Here is an 18961-nt window from a genome sequence, read left to right as displayed (position 1 = left end):
GGCGCCGATGGGCTTCAATCTCGGCGACGACAGGACGGACGGGTCCCGCGACAAGGGCGAAAGCCTGCGCCGCGGCTGGACCACTGGCGCCTGCGCCACCGCAGCCACCAAGGCGGCCCTCACGGCGCTTCTGACCGGCGACTTCCCCGATCCGGTGACGATCACCCTGCCCAAGGGCGAGACGCCGGCCTTCGCGCTGAACCGTACCGAACTGACCGACGATCGCGCCGTGGCGGCGATCATCAAGGATGCCGGCGACGATCCCGACGTCACCCATCTCGCCGAGATCGTCGCGACGCTCCGCTTCGGCGCCCCCGGCTCCGGCATCGTCTTTCGCGCCGGGCCCGGCGTCGGCACGGTGACCCGCGAGGGCCTGCCCATCGCGGTCGGCGAAGCGGCGATCAATCCGGTGCCGCGGCAGATGATGCGCGACGTCGTTGCAGCGCTCTGCGGCGAACACGGCCGATCGGCGGATGTCGAGATCACCCTGTCGGTCACCGATGGCGAGGCGCTGGCGGCGAAAACCTGGAACCCGCGCCTCGGTATTCTCGGCGGCCTGTCGATCCTCGGCACGACCGGGATCGTCCACCCCTTCTCCTGCTCGGCCTGGATTCACTCCATCCACCGCGGCATCGACGTGGCGCGGGCGGCCGGGCTCGACCATGTCGTGGGCGCCACCGGCTCGGCCAGCGAGGATGCCGCGCGGGCGCTGTATCCGGAGCTGCCCGAGATTGCCTATCTCGACATGGGCGATTTCGCCGGCGGTCTGCTCAAATATCTGCGCGCCCATCCGGTGCCCCGCGTCACCATCGCCGGCGGCTTCGCCAAGCTGACCAAGCTGGCCCAGGGCGCGATGGATTTGCATTCGGGCCGCAGCCAGGTGGACTTCGCTTTCCTCGCCGGCCTGGCCGAGACGATCGCGCCCGGGCGCGGTGCCGCGCTGCGCGAGACGATCCTCGGCGCCAACACCGCCAAGGCCGTGCTGGACCTGTGCGCAGCCGAGAACATCGATCTTGCGGACGCGATCGCCGTGCGAGCGCAGGGCAACGCCGCCGCGATCCTGCGCGGCGCCCCCGTCACGCCGCACATCATCGTCTTCGACCGGGCCGGAGGCGTGGTTGCCCGCACCGGCTGAGACGATCCTGATCCTCGGCGGCACCGCAGAGGCGAACGCGCTGGTAAGCCGGCTCTGCGCGAGCGAGCCCGCGCTGCGGATCCTGCTGTCGCTCGCCGGCCGCACGGCCCGGCCGATCCTTCCTGCGGGCTGCGAGATCCGCATCGGCGGCTTCGGCGGCGCAGACGGGCTTGCAGCCTTCCTGCGTGAGTCTGGCGTGAGCTGGCTGGTGGATGCCACCCATCCCTTCGCCGCCGGCATCTCGCGCAACGCCGCCAGGGCCGCCGCGCTTGCCGGCGTCCAGCGGATCGCGTTCGTCCGCCCAGCCTGGGACAAGCAGGCGGACGACACCTGGATCGACGTCGATTGCCTTGGCTCTGCGCGGGACGCCCTGCCCATGGGCGCAAGGCCGTTCCTTGCGCTGGGGCGACAGCATCTCGCGCCCTTCGCCCATCGCCCGGACCTGACGCCCGTCGTGCGGATGATCGATCCGCCGGATCCGCCACTGGCGTTTGCCGCCGAGATCGTCCTCGGCCGGCCATCCTCCGACGCAGAGACCGAAGCCGCGCTGCTGCGCCGGCTCGGCGTCACCCATCTCGTCTGCCGCAATTCCGGTGGCGCGACGTCATACGCCAAGATCGAGGCGGCCCGCCGGTTGGGTCTGCCGGTGGTGATGATCGCGCGGCCCCCGGCCCCACCGCCGCCGCTGGCCGGCTCGCTCGGCGCGGTTCTCGCGCTCCTCGGCATCGCCGCCTAGACCGCGGCCTGCTTGCGCCTCGGCCGCAGCACATGGACATGGCCGGCGTCGTAGAGCTTGGAATCGATGAAGTCCTCGGCGCCCAGTGCCCGGCCCACGAAGATCAGCGCGGTGCGGGTCAGCTTGGCCTCGCGCGCCTTGCGGTGAATGTCGCCCAGCGTGCCGTGGATGAACGCCTCGTCGGGCCAGCCGACGCGATAGGCGATCACCGCCGGGCAATCCTCGCCATAGGCCGGCAGCGGCAGGAGCTCGCGCTGGATATGGGGGATATTGCGCACCGACAGGTGGATCGCCAGCGTCGCGCCGCTCTGGCCCAGCGTCGACAGCTCCTCGCCTTCCGGCATCTTCGACGATTTCATCGCCGTGCGCGTCAGGATCACCGTCTGGCAGATTTCCGGAACCGTGAGCTCCGTCTGCAGCGCTGCCGCGGCGGCGGCGAAGGCCGGCACGCCGGGGGTGATGTCGAAGGGAATATCGAGCGCCTTCAGGCGGCGGATCTGTTCGGCAATGGCGCCGTAGAGCGACGGGTCGCCGGAATGCACCCGGGCCACGTCCTCGCCGCGTTCATGCGCCGCCGCCATCTCGTCGACGATCTCGTCCAGCGTCATCGGCGCCGTGTCGAGCACCTTCGCCCCCTCGGGTGCGGCCTTGACCACCGCCTCGGGCACCAGCGAGCCGGCATAGAGGCAGACCGGGCAGGATTCGATCAGGCGCAGGCCGCGCACGGTGATCAGGTCGGGCGCGCCGGGTCCGGCTCCGATGAAATGGACGGTCATGCCGCGTTGTCCTTTCGAGGGCTTTCCGCCATGCCGGTACCGGCCTTCCCGGCATAGCCGCGGGGCGTGTAGACCCACTCCCGCCCGTCGCCGGTGGTGACGGTGCGCGTGTCGGACGAGCCGACGATCACCACGGTCAGCATGTCGACATCATCGACGTCGAGGGCGCTCAGCGGCACGACACTCAGGCGTTCGCCCGTGCGGCCGAGATTGGTGGCGAGGATCACGGGGGTGTCGGCGGGGCGATGCTTCAAGAGTTCGTCGCGGGCGAAGGCGAGCTGGGTGCGGCGCTTGCGCGAGACGGGATTGTAGAAGGCGATGACGAAGTCGCCCTCCCCCGCGGCGCGCACCCGGCGCTGGATGTCGTCCCAGGGCGTCAGCAGGTCGGAGAGGGAGATAGTGCAGAAATCGTGGCCGAGCGGCGCCCCGGCACGCGCCGCTGCGCCCTGCAGCGCCGAGATGCCCGGCGAGCATTCGATGGCGATGCGTTTGGCGTCAGCGGACACGCCGTCCTTGTCGAGGAGCTCGAAGACCAGCGTCGCCATGGCGTAGATGCCGGCATCGCCCGAGCAGACCAGCGCCACGTCGCGGCCCTCGCCGGCCAGTTCCATGGCGTGACGCACCCGCGCCTCCTCCTCGCCAAGGTCGAAATCGTGACGCGTCTTGCCGCCGGCCAGCGGACCGAGCAGGTCGAGATAGAGCGAATAGCCGACGAGATCGCTGGCCGCGGCGACCATGTCGCTGACCTCCGGCGAGCGCCATTCGGCGCCGCCCGGGCCGATGCCGACCACCGAGAGCCTGCCCCGCGCCCGGCCGATGCGGCCTGCGTCCAGCGGCCGTGGCGCCTCAGCGAGTGCGGCGGTGACCCGGCGGCTCTTGCGCTTGGCGAGCCGCAGGCGCCCGTTGGCGCCGACGGATGCCAGCGCCGCCCCTTCGGCGACGCCGTGGCAGCCGGTCTCGGCGAAGACGATGTCGGAGGGCGTGGCGAGGCGCGGCGCCTCGGCCTCTAGTGCGGCGGCCGTGAAGAACCGCGCGGGCACGCCGAAATGCGCGGCCACCGCATGAACCGCCGGTTCGTCAGCCTTCAGGTCGATGGAGGCGATGGCGGCCAACGCCAGCGGGCTGACGCCGGCTTCGGCAAGGGTCGCCTCGGCCAGCGCGATGGCCTCCTCGGCGGGCGCATGGCGCTCGCTGCCGATGCCGAGAACGAGGCTCTGCGGCCGATAGAGCAGTTCGCCGGCGTTCGGTCCCCCTGCTTCCATGCTGGCGCGCAGGCGCACCGCGCCGTCCGCGGCAAAGGGAATCCGCGAGGCGGTCAGCCAACCGGCAGCAGGCGCGGCTTCGCCGTCCAGCCTGGCATGGGCACCGGCCACGAGCGCCGCCATGGCGGGCTTGGCATCCTGCGGGTTGTCAAGCCGCCAGCCGGCCGGCGGCGCATCGAGCGCAACGCCGAAGCGCAGGTCGCCGGCGGTGGTGACGGCGGCGACGCCGCCGAGTTCGGCCGCGATCGCCCGGGCGAGATCATTGGCGCCGTGATGACCACCGAGCAGCGGCACGGCGGCCGAGCCGTCCTCGGCGACGGCGACGACGGGCGGCTCGGCGGATTTGTCCGACAGCAGCGGCGCGAGGATGCGGATCAGCGCGCCCGCCGCCATCACGGCAACGATCGGCCGCCCCTCCCGGAACAGCGCCTGCAGATGCGGACCGGCGGCCTCGAAGCGAACGGGCGCGTCAAGGCAGCGACCGGCAGCGGCGTGAATCTCACCGCCAAGATGCGTCGCCAAGCGATCCGCGAGCGGCCGGGCGGCATCGGACAGGATGATGATGGCCGGGTTCGTCATTGCGCGGTCTCCCGGCGCTGGATGACCGCGTCCCGAATGCCGGGCTCGGCACCGCGATAGCCGAGGATCATCGAGAAATAGGGGGTGTCGCCCGTCACGTCGGCCAGCGGCATGATGCGCTCCTCGGGCAGGGTCACGCGCTCGCAATAGGCGCAGCCGTCGGTCAGCTTCATCGCGCCGAGCAGCGCCTTCACGCGGCCGAAATGCCGCCCGAGCTTCATGATGGCGAAGGCGTCGGACGCCTCGATCCGCTGGCGCAGGGCGTCGTCGTCGAGGGGCCCGGGGATCACCGTCAGTATGTCGTTGCGGGCGGCCAGCGGGCGGCGCGACGCGGCGGTGGCGGCCATCACCGAGGAAACACCGGGTACGATCTCGACCGGAAAGCGGCCCGACAGGCGCTCGAAGAGATACATGAAGGAGCCGTAGAAGAACGGATCGCCCTCGCAGAACACCGCCACGTCCTGGCCACCGGCCAGCCGGTCGCCGATCCGTGCCGCGGCCTCGTCGTAGATGGCGGCGGCGGGAAAGCGCTCGGTGCGCATTGGCACGACGATGGCGATCTCTTCCTGCGCGCCGGTCAGATAGCCTTCGACGATGGCGCGGGCAAAGCTCGTGCCGTGATCGGGCGCGGGATAGGCGATCACCGGCGCGGCCTTCAGGATGCGCAGCGCCTTCAGCGTCAGGAGTTCGGGATCGCCCGGCCCGACGCCGAGCCCGTAGAGGGTACCGGGCGCGCTCACGGGCGGTCGCTCTTGGTCACATGCCAGTGGATGACCGGCATGGCCGGTCGGAAGCCGCGATAGGGGCCGACCTTCTCGGCCCGGTCGACCTGGATGCGCATCAGCTCGCCGCCAAGCCGCGCATGCAGGTCGAGAAGGATCGCTTCGGATTCGAGAGTGACAGCGTGGGCGACCATCCGCCCACCGAGCTTCAGCGCCTCCCAGGCAGCGTCGAACACGCCGTCGGTCAGACCGCCACCGATGAAGATCGCGTCCGGGGCCGGCAGATCGGCGTAGGCGTCCGGAGCGGTTCCCTCGACGATGCGGAGTTCGGGCACGCCCAGCGCGTCGGCATTCTCGCGGATCATGGCGAGACGGTCCTCGACCGGTTCGATGGCGATTGCCGCCATGCCGGGCGCCGTGCGCAGCCATTCCACCGAAATCGAGCCCGAGCCGGCGCCGACATCCCACAGGAGATGGCCCGGCAGCGGCTGCAATGCCGAGATGGCGAGGCCGCGCAGGACCCGCTTGGTCATCTTGCCGTCATTGACGAAAGCGTCGTCGGCAAGCCCCGGCACCAGCGGCCGCGGTTCGGCGGCCCGGCCGGCGACGCATTCCACCGCGACGGTGTTGAGGTCGGCGATGCCCGTCAGGTCGAAATCGGCCGCGACCGTCGCGCGAATGCGCTCGCGGGTGCCGCCCAGATGCTCGCAGACGACGATCCGGCTGGGCCCGTAGCCGCGCCCGGTGAGGAGCCGCGCAAGAGCCTGCGGCGAGCTCCCGTCCGCCGAATAGATCAGCAGCCGGGCGTCCGGCGCCAGATGCCGCGAGACGGTCTCAAGCGGGCGTCCGTGCACCGTCAGGCACTGGCAGTCGGCCAGCGGCCAGCAGAGGGCAGCGGCGGTCAGCTGGAAGGCCGAGGGCGACGGCAGCACCCGCATTTCGGCCGGGTCGACATGGCGCGTCAGCGTCGCGCCGACGCCGAACCACATCGGATCGCCGGTTGCCAGCACCACGGTCGGCGAGCCGGCACAGGCCTGCAGCGCGATCATGGAATCGCCGAAGGGCTTTTCCCAGGCGATCTGCTGGGCGCTGAAATCGTCCAGCATCGCCAGATGGCGCTCGCCGCCGAAGATCGTCCGGGCGGCGCGCAGCGCGTCCAGCGCTTCCGAGGACAGCGAGTCGAGCCCGCCATCGCCGATCCCCACCACCGTCAGCCAGGGCTGGGCCGCGTCGGTCATGGCCTATTCGAGCCCCTGTGCCAGCGCGTTGACCGCCGCGGCCGCCATGGCGCTGCCGCCGCGCCGGCCGGTCAGTGTCACGAAGGGAATGCCGCGCGGATCGCGCACCAGCTCGGCCTTGGATTCGGCCGCGCCGACGAAGCCGACTGGCAGGCCGACGATCAGCGCCGGCCGTGCCGCGCCCTCGTCGATGCGCTCCAGCAGGCGGAACAGCGCCGTCGGCGCGTTGCCGATGGCGACGATGGCGCCGTCCATGACGTCGTTCCACAGATCGACCTGCGCCGCCGACCGGGTCGTGCTCTCGCGCTCGGCGATGCGGCGCGTGCGCGGATCGTTGAGCCGGCAAACGATCTTGTTCTGCTGGCGCAGCCGCGACGAGATGATGCCGTGGGACACCATCTCGGCGTCGCAGAGGATCGGCGCGCCCCGGTCGAGCGCCGCGCGTCCGGCCTCGATCGCGTCCTCCGACAGGACGAGGTCGGAAACGATATCGGGCATGCCGCAGGCATGGATCAGCCGGATGGCCAGGTCGTGAGCGTTTTCCGGCAGGTTCGACAGGTCGGTCTCGGCGCGGATCTGCCGGAAGCTCTCGGCATAGATCGCGGCGGGATCGCGCAGATAGTTCAGCCGCGAGCCCGGCGCAACATAGGCGTCCGGCTCCTCGGCCGCCGTCTCGGCCAGCCGGTGGCCAAGCCCGGCGATCCAGCCTTCCTCGGTCAGGACGCTGCCGCGCTCGGCCTCGGAGAGGTCGGTCGGCGCCGCCAGGAGCTCGCCGAAGCGGCCCTCGGCGTCGAAGCGGGCGAAGATGTCCGCCAGCCCTTCCACCTGCGCCTCGTCGAGACAGGACTTCTCGCCCTTCTCGATCGCGGCGAGGCTCGGATAGATCTCGGCGAGCACGATCGGCGCGCCGAGATCGTCGGCAAAGCGCGTCTCGAAGGGCCAGACCGACACGTGCTCGGCAAATTCGGGATCGCGGCGCAGATGCTCGAGCCGGGCAATGCCGGTGATCGCCTGGCTGCCGACGCTGCCGGCGAAGGCCAGCTTCCAGACCGGCTGCGCCTTGACGGTCCGCTGTTCGGCGAGGCGCTTTTCGGGCAGCGCCGTCGGATAGGGCTCGGGTCGCGCGACCGGCAGGCCCGGCACCTCCTGGTGCATGGGACGGCCCCAGTACATCGGCGCGAAGGCCAGCGCCTCGCGGTTCAGCCGGCCGGTGACCTCGAAGCGGTTGGAGAAATTGTCGTCGCGGTCCTGCATCGCCTCAGCGAGGAAATGCCACAGAGCGCGCCAGTCCGGCGTGCCGGCGATCGCCGCGGCCGCGCCGGCGGGATAGCCGAAGGGGAAGTCGAAGCCGGCGAAGACGCGCTTGTTCTCGGCCAAGGAGTCCCGGAAGAACTGCCGCAGCATCGCCATCGCCGCCGAGCGGGTCGACGGGTTGGCCGTTTCCAGGAGACGCGTCTCGGCACCCTCGCGCTCGGCAAAGGCGATCCAGATGGAATCCTTGCCGGTGGTCGGCGTGTTCGATGCGGACCAGTCGACGATCGCGTAGCGGTCGAACAGCGGCGTCATCCGATCCTCGTGAAGCTGGAGTGCGGCACTCCGTCAGCCCTTGCGCATGGAGCGCGGGCCGAGCGGGTGGTCGGCATGGGGATAGGGGTGGTGATGGTGGTCGGCACCGCCATGACCATGCGAATGGCCGTGACCGTGCCCGTGAGCATGATCGTGCGCCGCGTGGTGATGGTGGCCGTGGGAATGGTCATGCCCATGGCCGTGCCCGTGATCGGCGGCTGTTTTATGGTCATGCGCGTGGTCGTGGCCATGATCGTGGCCGTGGGCATGCCCCGCCCCCGAAGCCGCGGCGGCGGCGGTGCGGCAGGCGCCGGTGCAGACCGTGTCGCAGAGCGTGCAGTCGGCCGACGAGCCGACGCCCTCGACGTGATGGTGATGGCTCTCCTGCGCCAGGCCCACTTCCGCCTCGAAGCCCAGCACCTGCTCGCGGTACTTGCACATCTGGCAGTTCATGTTGTTGGTGCCCTCGAGGATCTCGCCGAGGCGGTCGACGAAGGTCTCCACCACCAGATCATGGGCGCCGAGATAGGGCGCCTTGAGGAAGCTGATCTCGGGATGGGCGGCGGCGACGATGTCGGTCTGGTCGTAGATCCGCCGCACCAGGACACCGGTGAACAGGAAATACGGGAAGACGACGATGCGGCTGTAGCCGAGGCGGCTCGCATGTTCGAGGCCCGGCTCAACCAGCGGGAAGGTGACGCCCGAATAGACCGTCTCGCCCCAGCCGAAGCCGAGGCCCTCCCACAGCATCCGCATGACCTTGGCGACGTTGGAATTGGCGTCGGGGTCCGAGGCGCCGCGGCCGACCACCACCAGCATGGTGTCGTGCAGCGGCTCGCCGTCCTGCCAGCCATCGGCGCGCAGGCATTCCTTGATGCGCTCGCCGGCGGCGCGGATCATCTTCAGGTCGACGCCGAGCTCGCGGCCATATTCGATGCGCAGGCCATTGGCCGCGGCATAGGTGTTGAGGACGGAGGGAATGTCGTTCTTGGCGTGGCCGGCGGCAAACAGCATGCCCGGCAGCGCCAGCACCGTCTCGGCGCCCGATGCCTTCAGCTTGTCGAGGCCGTCGCGGATGACCGGCTTGGCAAATTCCAGATAGCCATGCTCGACCGACCAGTCGGGCAGCCTTGTGCGCAGCTTCTCGGCGAGGCCGCCGAACTCGATCATGGCGCCCTGGTCGCGGCTGCCATGGCCGCACAGCATCAAAGCCTTCATCGCCCCCGTTCCTCTCATCTCGAAGCCGGAGGAGCCGCGGCGGCCGGAGCCGGTCTGCGGTTCGGTCCGACAGCTCCGTCTTGGCCCCCTGCTTGGGTCGGCCGCACCGGAATGATTTCAGCCCGTCACGCGGGCACCGTCAGTTCAAGCCATGGCCTAGACCGCAAGCCGCCCCGCCGTCAAACGAAGTGTTCGCGAGCCCGGGCGAAGGGCCCGGCAACGGTGCTTGGGTCGGCGGTCGCAGCAATGCTATTGCGGGGCAGAGACACAGCTTTCGTTCCTGCCGCCTGCCCGCCCTGCCAAGGATCTGCCGCATGCCCCGGACCCCCGCCATCATGCTCCAGGGCACCGGATCCGATGTTGGCAAGACCGTGCTGGTCGCCGGCCTCTGCCGGCTGTTTGCCCGGCGCGGCCTGAAGGTGCGGCCGTTCAAGCCGCAGAACATGTCGAACAATGCCGCCGTGGCGCTGATTCCGGAGAGCGGCGGCTTCGGCGAGATCGGCCGCGGGCAATGGCTGCAGGCCCTCGCCTGCGGCACGCCGCCGACGGTCGACATGAACCCGGTGCTCCTGAAGCCACAATCGGAGACCGGCAGCCAGATCGTCCTGCGGGGCCGGGTCGCCGGCGAGGCGAAGGGCCGCGACTACCAGCGGCTGAAGGCCGGCTTTCTCGACACGGTGCTCGACAGCTTCGCACGGCTTTCCGCCGATGCCGATCTCGTCATCGTGGAAGGGGCCGGGTCGCCGGCCGAGATCAATCTGCGCGCCAACGACATCGCGAATATGGGATTTGCCACCGCCGCCGACGTGCCGGTGATCCTCGTCGGCGACATCGACCGCGGCGGCGTCATCGCCTCGCTGGCCGGCACCCACGCCATCCTGCCCGAGGCCGACCGGCGGCAGATCGCCGGCTATCTGATCAACAAGTTTCGCGGCGACGTTTCGTTGTTCGACGACGGGCTCGCCGCCATCACCGATTTCACCGGCTGGCCAAGCCTCGGCGTGGTGCCGCATCTGGCGGCCGCGACGAAGCTCCCGGCCGAGGATTCGGTGGCGCTGGAACGGTTGTCGGCGCCAGGCGCCGGACGGAAGCTCACCGTCGCCGTGCCGCTGCTCGGCCGGATCGCCAATTTCGACGATCTGGACCCGCTGAAAGCCGAGCCGGATGTCGAAGTCGTCTTCGTGCGGCCCGGCGACCGGCTGCCGGAGCATGCCGCGCTGGTGCTGATCCCCGGCTCGAAATCCACCATCGGCGATCTGGCCGCCTTCCGGGCGAATGGCTGGGATCAGGATATTGCCGCCCATCACGCGCGCGGCGGCCATGTCGTGGGCCTGTGCGGCGGCTACCAGATGCTTGGCCGCACGGTGCGCGATCCGCATGGCATCGAGGGACCGGTGCGCGAGGCCGAGGGGCTGGGGCTGCTGGATGTCGAAACGGTCATGGAGCCGGAAAAGACCGTACGCGAGGCGCGGGTCACCGCCCCCGACGGGGCGCCGCTCGACGGCTACGAGATCCATCTCGGCCGCACCGCCGGTCCCGACTGCGCCCGGCCGGTCTGCCTCATCGACGGATCGCCGGACGGAGCGACATCGCTCGACGGCCGGGTCTTCGGCACCTATCTGCACGGGCTGTTCGGCGCCGATGGCTGGCGCCGCAGCTTCCTCGCCCGCTTCGGCCTCGAGGCCGCCGAAACCGGCTACCGGGCCGGGGTCGAAGCGGCGCTGGATGCGATCGCGGACGAGCTGGAGCAGTTGATCGCCGTCGATCGCCTGCTCGCCCTCGCCCGCAACCGCGAATGAACCCGGCGCCTTAGCGGCCCGCGGCCCAGGCCTTGAACTTCTCGGCCCAGTCGCTGTGCCAGCGCGACAGCGGCGGCCGGTTCTCGACGATGTCGCCCGCCGCCCAGGCGATGCGCTTCTCGTCCATCTCGCGGGTCACCTCGCCATCCGGGCAGAGGATGTAGAAATCCTCGGCGCCAAGCTTCTCCAGCATGAAGTCGGCGGTCTGTTCCGGCGTCCAGGCGCCGTCGGGCTTCTCGACCCGCTCGCCCCGCGTCAGCGGGGTGAAGACGAAGCCCGGGATCATCAGCCGCGCCTCGACCCGGCAGCCCTCGCGGTTGCGCAGATCGTGCTGCAGCGCCTCGGTGAAGGCCTTCAGCCCGGCCTTGGAGACGTTGTAGGCCGGGTCTCCCGGGGGCGTGGTGATGCCCTGCTTGGAGCCGCTGACGACGATCAGGCCAGGCTCGCCGCCGGCGACCATGCGCTCGCCGAAGATCTGGGCGACTTGGATGGCGCCGTGCAGATTGACCCGCAGCACCGCGTCCCAGTTGGCCTGCGGCCCGAAGATGCTGCTGCCCGGCTGGATGCCGGCATTGTCGAACAGAAGATGGATCGTGCCGAAGCGGCCGAAGAGGTTCTTGGCCAGCGCCTCGACCGCGGCGCGGTCGCCGACATCGGTGTTCGACGTCAGAACCGTGCCCGACGGGCTTTCGGCGGCCACGGCCTCCTTGGCGGCGGCGAGCCGCTCCTCGAGCCGGTCGACCAGGCAGACGGTCATGCCGGCGGCGGCAAAGCGCTTGGCGGCGGCAAGGCCGATGCCGGACGCGCCACCGGTGACGACGGCGACATTGCCGTCCGCAATGACGGGATGGGTCATTGTTGGTTCCTTCTCACGGGGCATGGCTTGTGGAAATGATCCGACGCCGGGGGCGTGCGACGGACTAACATCGGCATTTCACGTCGATCCGCAAGGGGTCGGCGCACCGCTCGCCGCCAAGGGAGAGCGACGGGCGGCGGGTTCAGCCGTGCAGCTTCAATGCGGGCCCGCGCGCCGGGCTGATCACGTCGGCGACGATCGCCACCGTGCCCCTGAGCGGCCCCAGCACCGCCCATTGATGCTGGCGCTGCAGGGCGTGATAGGCGGCGGTAGCGAACTGGCCGGCGACGTAGAAATCGTCCTTGCGGGCAAAGCCGATCAGGCCCACCGAACCGGCCCGGCCCAGCGACACCAGCTTTCCCTTGTCGCGGAAGACGAAGGGGCCCGGCGTTTCGCCGGCCAGTGCCTTCGGAATCGCCGAGGCGAGATAATCGGCCTGCTGGCTGGCGCATTGCGCCGTCGGCGGCAGCGGCATCGCGGCACCGGCCGGCGTATGGCTGGCCGCGTCACCCAAGACGTAGATCGCCGGATCGACGGTGGTGCGCAGCCGGTCGTCGACGACGATGCGGCCCTTGCGGTCCATCTCGAAGTCGGCGAGCCCCTTCAGGCAGGGATGGCCGACCAGCCCGGCCGCCCAGACGGCGATGTCGGCGGGCCAGCTCTTGCCGTCGGCGGAGCGGACCTCGCTAGCCATGACCGCCGCGACCCTGGCGCCGGTCTCGACCGAGACGTCGAGCGCCTTCAGCCGGTCGGCGACCCCGGTCCGCAGTTCGCCATTCGCCCCCGGCATCAGTTCGGGCGCCGCCTCCAAGATCGTCAGGTCGAGCAGCTTGCGGCGCGCGTGCTCGTCCTCGGGTTCGAAGAAGGCCTGTTCGGACAGGCGCAGATGGGCGGCCAGCTCGGTGCCGGTCGCGCCGGAGCCGATGATGACGATCCGCGCCGGATCGGCGCCCGCCCGCGCGGCGATCATCGCTGCGATGAACAATTCGCGGAATTCGTCGGCATCGGTCTTGGTGTCGAGCCGGATGGCGTGTTCGGCGACACCCTCGGTGCCGAAATCGGTGGTGACGCCGCCCAGCGCGACGACGCAGACATCGTAGGAGAGGTGGCGCGCCGGGGTCAGGAGCCGGCCGTCCTGGTCGTGCATGTCGCCGAGCCGCACCGTCTTCGCCGCCCGGTCGATCGCCTCCACCCGGCCCTGCTCGAAGCGGAAGCCGCGCATCTTGGCGAGCATGTAGAAGCTGATCTCGGCAAGCGTCGAATTCACCGTGCCGGCGGCGAATTCATGCAGCCGCGGCTTCCACAGATGGGTGCTGACCGCGTCGACCAGCGTCACGGCACAGCTCTTGTCGGCGGCGAGTTCCGCCGCCAGTTCCAGCCCGCCGGCACCGCCGCCGAGGATCAGGACGCGTTTGCGTTGCGCCTGCATGTCAGCCGGCCAGCCGGGCCAGCACATCCGGGAACAGCCCCGTCAGACCGATGAAGATCAGATAGAGCGCCACGATGATGTTCAGAAGCCGCGGGATGACGAGGATGAGAACCCCCGCGATCAGTGCGACGATCGGCTGGATACTGATGATTTCCATGATGCTGTCCCTTCCATGGCGGATGATCCGCGACGGGAGATAGGACCGGCATCGCGTCAGGCCATGTACCAGCCGTGGCTGGGGACAATCGACTGGCCGGTCAGCGCATTGGAGCGGAAACCGGCGAGGAACACCGCGATCTCGGCGACGTCCTCCAGGGTGGTGAATTCCTGGTCGACGGTGCCGCCCAGCATGACCCGGTCGACCACCTCCTTCTCGGAAATGCTCAGCCTGGCCGCCTGTTCGGGGATCTGCTTCTCGACCAGCGGCGTCTTCACGAAGCCGGGGCAGATCGTGTTGGCGCGCACGCCGTGCTTCGCGCCCTCCTTGGCCATTACCCGGGACAGGCCGAGAATGCCGTGCTTGGCGGCGACATAGGCCGATTTCAGCGCCGAGGCCTCATGGCTGTGCACCGAGCCCATATAGATCAGCGAGCCGGATTTCTGCGGATACATGTGCTTCACGCAGGCCTTTGTCAGCAGGAACGAGCCGTCGAGATGGATGGCCAGCACCCTGCGAAAATCGGCATAGGGAAAGTCCTCGATCGGATGCACGATCTGGATGCCGGCATTGGAGACCATGGTGTCGATCCGGCCGAAGCGGCGCGCCACCGCATCGACTCCGCTGTTCACCGCCTCCTCGCTGGTCACGTCCATCTCCACCGCCATCGCCTCGGCGCCGGCCTCTTCCAGTTCGCCGACGACGCGACCGGCAGCCACCGTGTCGATGTCGCAGATCGCCAGACGCGCGCCCTCGCGGGCGAAACTCAATGCGATCTGCCTGCCGATCCCCGATCCGGCGCCTGTGACGACCGCGACATTGCCCTGCATCTGCATGTGATCTCTCCACCGTTGTCGCGGCAGTTAAGAGAGGCAACGCGTGCAGTGCAACACAAACGATCGATCCGGCTTCGGGAACCGTTTCCGACGCCTGAACGCCAGAGCCCGAAGCAGTCTCCTGCCCCGGGCTCCGTCTGCGCGTTCATTATTTTCGGATCCGCTGTGGCGCGGCTCCGAATGGCGTCCCCTCGGGTCAGGCTGCGCGGCGGGGCGAAGCCGGACGACCTGCATGATGCATGCGGTCGTCCCACCGGGCGCCGGCATTGCCTGCACCGGTGCTGAACTTCGCCATGGCATGGGCCAGCTCGTCGGTCTCGTTGGCCAGCGTCTGGCTGGCCGCGGTGGCCTCTTCCACCATCGCGGCGTTCTGCTGGGTGACCTTGTCCATCTGGTCGGCGGCGCCCGAGACTTCCCGCAGGCTCGTCGCCTGTTCGCGGGCCGAGGAGGCAATGGTCGAGATGACCTCCGCCATGGCGCTGACTTCGGTGACGATCTCTTCCAGCGACTTGCCGGAGGCCGTGACCAGCTCGACGCCGGTGCCGACCTGTTCGCGGGAGGTCGCGATCAGGGTCTTGATCTCCTTGGCGGCTTCCGCCGAGCGCTGGGCGAGGCCGCGCACTTCCTGGGCGACGACCGCAAAGCCCTTGCCCGCTTCGCCGGCCCGTGCCGCCTCAACGCCGGCATTCAGCGCCAGGAGGTTGGTCTGGAAGGCGATCTCGTCGATGACCGAGATGATCGAGTTGATCTTCTCCGAGGACTGCTCGATCTGGCCCATGGCCGCGACCGCCTTGCCGACGACCTCGCCGCCCTTCTGGGCCTTCTCGCGGGCACCGGACGCGACCTGCTGGGCCCTGCCGGCGCCCTCGGCGGTCTCGTTGACGGCCTGGGTCACTTCACCCAAAGCCGCAACGGTTTCCTCGAGGCTGGCCGCCTGCTGCTCGGTGCGGTGGGCGAGATCGTTGGAGGCGGTGTTGATCTCGCCGAGACCGGTGCGGATCGAGGCGATGGAGGTCACGACGTGGCCGATGGCCTCTTCCAGCGAGGCGACGCTGGCATTGAACTTGGCGCGGATCGGCTCGAATTCCTCGGCCACCCTGTCCTGCATGCGCACGGTGAGGTCACCGGCCGACAGGCGCTCGAAGCCCACTTCGACGACGCCGACAAAGGCGCGCAGGTCCTCGGCCTTGGCATTGTCGAGTGCGGCGCGCCGGGCTTCCTTCTGGGCGTCGGCGTCGCGCAGTTCGGCCGCCTGCCGGTTCAGCCGCTCGGCCCGTTCCTGCTCCTCGCGGGCCGCGATGCTTGCGGCGGAGACCGCGGCGAACATGCCGCTCACCTTGATCGCCAGCCAGGTGAGGATGCCGGCCTCGACCAGGAGGATCACCGCATGCAGGCTGACCCGGCCGAGATCGGTGCCGCCGGGATAGATCGCCGCTGGAAGAAGGAAGTTCAGAAGGATGTGATGCAGCGCGGTGGCCACGGTCGCACCGGCGATCACCCGCCAGTCGAACAGGGCGCCGATCACCGCCAGGCCGGCGAAATAGGCCATGTGCATGTCGACCTGCAGATAGCTGCCCGACATGGTCGCTACGACGATGGAGATGTTGGCGACCAGCGCCACCGCGACCGCCATGCGGGCCGCTGCCGCAAATTCCGGCCGGGCCGACAGGACGAGGCAGACGATGCCGAGACCCGCCGACGTCAGCGCCGGAATGAAGGCCACACCGCTGCCCGAGGCCAGCGAAATCAGCAGCAGCAGCGGCGCAACGGCCAGCTGCACCAGCGCCAGGAGACGGACGAGACGGCTACGATGACGGTCGAGATCGACGAGGGCATCCATCAAAAACTCCTGTTGGGCGGTGGCGCGCAGCCGATCGTGGCGGCGTCGACGAGAAGGATCGCGCCGGCATTTCGCAGGCGGCGCGCAAGATCGGGGTCGGAAAAGGCGAACACGGCGACGGACGACCATCCGCCGACGTCGAGCAGGCTGCCGGCGGAGGCGGCTGTACGGATCACGCGGGCCTGCGACCACCAGGGCGGGAAGAAGGCCGCAACGCTCCGTGAGCCGGCGAAGCTCGGCTCCGGCAGGCTCGCCACGATGCCGGCCAGCGCGATGACCATCGCCCCGATCCAGACAGTGAGCTGAGAGTTGAGGACCACGACAATGCCCGATCAGGTGCGCGAGGGCCGTGGCGCGTTCGCCGATGACCGTTGCCGGGACTATGGTGGTGGTCGTTTACGAGACGGTTAAACTACGTGAACCATAGGGTTCACAGGGGCGTGAGACGGTCGCTTCCCGCGACCGGTTCGGGCCCCGGCGCGCTCCCGCAATGTCTCGATCCGGCCCCGATCGCGAGCGGACGAACGCCCCCCTCAAACAGACATGCCGGCCCGAAGGCCGGCATGAAGCATTTCAGCGGTGGAAGCCGGGATCAGAACTCTTCCCAGCTCTCCTCCTGGGCGCGCGGGGCGCGGGCCGCACCGCCCGCACCGGTCGGGCGAAGCTGGGTCACTGCGGCACTGCGACGCGGCGCCTGCGCAGGGCGGGCCGGGCTGCGATTCAGGTCGCCGGCACTGGTGCGGAACTGCGCCATGGCATGGGCCAGCTCGTCGGTCTCGTTGGCCAGCGTCTGGCTGGCCGCCGTCGCCTCTTCCACCATCGCGGCGTTCTGCTGGGTGATCTTGTCCATCTGGTCGGCGGCGCCGGACACTTCGCGCAGGCTGGTCGCCTGTTCGCGGGCCGAGGAGGCAATGGTCGAGATGACCTCGGCCATGGCGCTGACCTCGGTGACGATCTCTTCCAGCGACTTGCCGGACGCCGTGACCAGCTCGACGCCGGTGCCGACCTGTTCGCGGGAGGTGGCGATCAGCGTCTTGATCTCCTTCGCCGCTTCCGCCGAACGCTGGGCGAGGCCCCGCACTTCCTGGGCGACGACCGCAAAGCCCTTGCCTGCCTCGCCGGCCCGTGCCGCCTCGACACCGGCATTCAGCGCCAGCAGGTTGGTCTGGAAGGCGATCTCGTCGATGACCGAGATGATCGAGTTGATCTTCTCTGAGGACTGCTCGATCTGGCCCATGGCCGCGACCGCCTTGCCGACGACCTCGCCGCCCTTCTGGGCCTTCTCACGGGCCCCGGACGCCACCTGCTGCGCCTTGCCGGCGCCCTCGGCGGTCTCGTTGACGGCCTGGGTCACTTCGCCCAAAGCCGCGACGGTTTCCTCGAGGCTCGCCGCCTGCTGCTCGGTGCGGTGAGCGAGATCGTTCGACGCCGTGTTGATCTCGCCGAGACCGGTACGGATCGAGGCGATCGAGGTCACGACGCCGGAGAAGGCGGTCTCGAGCTTGGCGATGGCATCGTTGAAGAGGCCGCGGACGCCCTCGTAATCCTTGGTGAATTCCTGGTCGAGACGCGCGGTCAGGTCGCCGCTGGCCAGTCGCTCGAAGCCTTCGGTCATCTCGGCCATGAAGAATGCATGCGCCTTGACGTAGCCCTCGCCCAGCTCGGCCTGGCGGATCCGCTCGGCCTCCTCGTCGGCGGCAGCGGTGGCGGCCTGCTGCTTCAACTGATGCTGCTCGATGACCGCGTGTCGCAGATGCTCCACCGAATTGGCCATCCGGCCGATCTCGTCGGAGCGATCGAGCCCGACGACCTCGACGTCGGTCTTGCCGTCGGCCACTTCGGCGACGGTTTCGGTCAGCTTCTGCAGCGGTGCGAACATGCGCTTGGAGATCCACAGGACCGCCAGGCCGATCAGCACGGCGCCGATGACGGAGATGACGCCAAGCCGGATTTCCAGCGCCTTGACGGCGGTGAAGAACTCGGCCTCGGGCACGCCGACATAGAGGACGCCGATGGTCTTGCCGGCGGCATTCTTGATCGGGTCGTAGGCGGTGAAGAAGGAGGTGCCCAGAATGTCCGCCTGCCCGCGGAACGGCCGACCCTCGATGAACAGCGCATCATGCACCGGGCCACGGGCGAGAACCGTGCCAACGGCGCGGCCACCATCGGGCTTCATGACGTTGGTGGAGACGCGGGTGTCGTTCATGAACACGGTGGCGGTGCCGCCGACCAGCGCCTTGACCTTGTCCACCGGCTCGAAGAAATCGTTCAGCGGCTGGTTGCCGGCGTAAAGCGTGTCACCCTCGAGACGGAACTCGCCGCCATAATTGCGCAGAACCTCCCATGCGACCCGCATGTTGCTTTCCTGACGCTCGACCGCGCGCTGACGTCCTTCTTCCTGCAGGAGAACGACACCGGCGATGCCGAACATGGCGGTCAGGATCGCCAGGCAGGCGACCACCATCAGAGAGACTTTTGCTGGAAGGGACATTCGCGACAACATCGGCATCGAACCTTAGCTGGGATGCGTCGCCACCGCCGGGCGAACGCCAGTATCCGCGCAATCGGCGGGGTTTCGTGACGGACAGAGGGCCTTGTCGCGGAACGGTTTCCGGAAGGGCCAATCGGGCCGTCAGAAATTTCTAGCCGCGGCTGCTGAAATTTCCGTTACCGCGAAGTCCCTCGCGCCGGATAGTCCACGCCAAAGCTTGCGCGACGCCGGATCAGCACTTCTGCATGGCAGGCTTATTACTTCTCACGCATGTACAGCGGTATTCCGGCCAGTATCGCCGTCCGCACGGGATGCCGCGCG

The 18961-nt window shown here is 69.2% G+C and carries 15 protein-coding genes and 1 pseudogene; 3 read left to right on the top strand and 13 right to left on the bottom strand.

Annotated elements, in window-relative coordinates; genetic code table 11:
- The first annotated feature begins 7 nt into the window (after positions 1–7).
- Positions 8–1135: a cobalt-precorrin-5B (C(1))-methyltransferase gene (locus J3367_RS07185; RefSeq protein WP_421460575.1), complete on the top strand. Its 1128-nt coding sequence runs from the start codon at positions 8–10 to the stop codon at positions 1133–1135.
- Positions 1119–1871 carry a cobalt-precorrin-6A reductase gene (locus tag J3367_RS07180; protein WP_024349421.1) on the top strand — a complete coding sequence of 251 codons (753 nt, stop codon included), beginning with the start codon at positions 1119–1121 and terminating at the stop codon, positions 1869–1871. Before J3367_RS07185 ends, J3367_RS07180 begins: the two co-directional genes overlap by 17 nt.
- Here the strand turns inward: J3367_RS07180 and cobM are convergent.
- The 6 genes from cobM to J3367_RS07150 are packed head-to-tail and all read right to left on the bottom strand — an operon-like array spanning position 1868 to position 9232.
- Entirely contained in the window at positions 1868–2647 is a 780-nt protein-coding gene (gene cobM, locus J3367_RS07175) for a precorrin-4 C(11)-methyltransferase (RefSeq protein ID WP_024349420.1), read from the bottom strand. The genes J3367_RS07180 and cobM overlap by 4 nt on opposite strands.
- Complete coding sequence (cobJ, locus tag J3367_RS07170) at positions 2644–4488, bottom strand: precorrin-3B C(17)-methyltransferase (RefSeq protein WP_024349419.1); 1845 nt, start codon at positions 4486–4488, stop codon at positions 2644–2646. The genes cobM and cobJ overlap by 4 nt, the downstream gene beginning before the upstream one ends.
- Positions 4485–5228: a precorrin-2 C(20)-methyltransferase gene (cobI, locus tag J3367_RS07165; RefSeq protein ID WP_024349418.1), complete on the bottom strand. Its 744-nt coding sequence runs from the start codon at positions 5226–5228 to the stop codon at positions 4485–4487. The genes cobJ and cobI overlap by 4 nt, the downstream gene beginning before the upstream one ends.
- Positions 5225–6448 (bottom strand): bifunctional cobalt-precorrin-7 (C(5))-methyltransferase/cobalt-precorrin-6B (C(15))-methyltransferase, encoded by a 1224-nt coding sequence (locus J3367_RS07160; protein ID WP_024349417.1) that lies wholly within the window; start codon positions 6446–6448, stop codon positions 5225–5227. The genes cobI and J3367_RS07160 overlap by 4 nt, the downstream gene beginning before the upstream one ends.
- Positions 6449–6451: 3 nt before the next feature.
- Positions 6452–8014: a precorrin-8X methylmutase gene (locus tag J3367_RS07155; RefSeq protein WP_306302713.1), complete on the bottom strand. Its 1563-nt coding sequence runs from the start codon at positions 8012–8014 to the stop codon at positions 6452–6454.
- Positions 8015–8047: 33 nt separating this feature from the next.
- On the bottom strand, positions 8048–9232 hold the full coding sequence (locus tag J3367_RS07150; RefSeq protein WP_421460572.1) for a sirohydrochlorin chelatase: 1185 nt from the start codon (positions 9230–9232) through the stop codon (positions 8048–8050).
- A gap of 314 nt (positions 9233–9546) precedes the next feature.
- Here J3367_RS07150 and J3367_RS07145 point away from each other — a divergent pair, with 314 nt between their 5' ends.
- Positions 9547–11031 (top strand): cobyric acid synthase, encoded by a 1485-nt coding sequence (locus J3367_RS07145; protein WP_024349414.1) that lies wholly within the window; start codon positions 9547–9549, stop codon positions 11029–11031.
- A 10-nt stretch (positions 11032–11041) separates the two neighbouring features.
- Here J3367_RS07145 and J3367_RS07140 read toward each other — a convergent pair whose 3' ends face one another.
- From J3367_RS07140 to J3367_RS07110, 7 genes and pseudogenes are all read right to left on the bottom strand, one after another.
- The gene (locus tag J3367_RS07140; protein ID WP_024349413.1) at positions 11042–11887 is read right to left on the bottom strand and encodes an SDR family NAD(P)-dependent oxidoreductase; all 846 of its coding nucleotides are present in this window, start codon (positions 11885–11887) and stop codon (positions 11042–11044) included.
- Between the two features lie 142 nt (positions 11888–12029).
- Positions 12030–13316 (bottom strand): NAD(P)/FAD-dependent oxidoreductase, encoded by a 1287-nt coding sequence (locus J3367_RS07135; RefSeq protein WP_024349412.1) that lies wholly within the window; start codon positions 13314–13316, stop codon positions 12030–12032.
- A 1-nt stretch (position 13317) separates the two neighbouring features.
- Entirely contained in the window at positions 13318–13473 is a 156-nt protein-coding gene (locus tag J3367_RS07130; protein ID WP_081651826.1) for a DUF3096 domain-containing protein, read from the bottom strand.
- Positions 13474–13529: 56 nt separating this feature from the next.
- Positions 13530–14309, bottom strand: a complete 780-nt coding sequence (locus J3367_RS07125; RefSeq protein ID WP_024349411.1) for a 3-hydroxybutyrate dehydrogenase — start codon at positions 14307–14309, stop codon at positions 13530–13532.
- 196 nt (positions 14310–14505) lie between these two features.
- Positions 14506–15636 (bottom strand): annotated as a pseudogene (locus J3367_RS07120) (methyl-accepting chemotaxis protein); the annotation flags it as partial.
- A gap of 512 nt (positions 15637–16148) precedes the next feature.
- Entirely contained in the window at positions 16149–16469 is a 321-nt protein-coding gene (locus tag J3367_RS07115) for a hypothetical protein (protein ID WP_155898396.1), read from the bottom strand.
- Positions 16470–16741: 272 nt separating this feature from the next.
- On the bottom strand, positions 16742–18613 hold the full coding sequence (locus tag J3367_RS07110; protein WP_024349410.1) for a methyl-accepting chemotaxis protein: 1872 nt from the start codon (positions 18611–18613) through the stop codon (positions 16742–16744).
- Between the last annotated feature and the right edge of the window lie 348 nt (positions 18614–18961).

The sequence above is a fragment of the Aurantimonas sp. NFXS3 genome, from assembly GCF_049132005.1.
GTDB lineage: Bacteria > Pseudomonadota > Alphaproteobacteria > Rhizobiales > Rhizobiaceae > Aurantimonas > Aurantimonas coralicida.
Note: the sequence above shows the minus strand (reverse complement) of the source record. Positions and strands in the feature narration are given on the sequence as shown.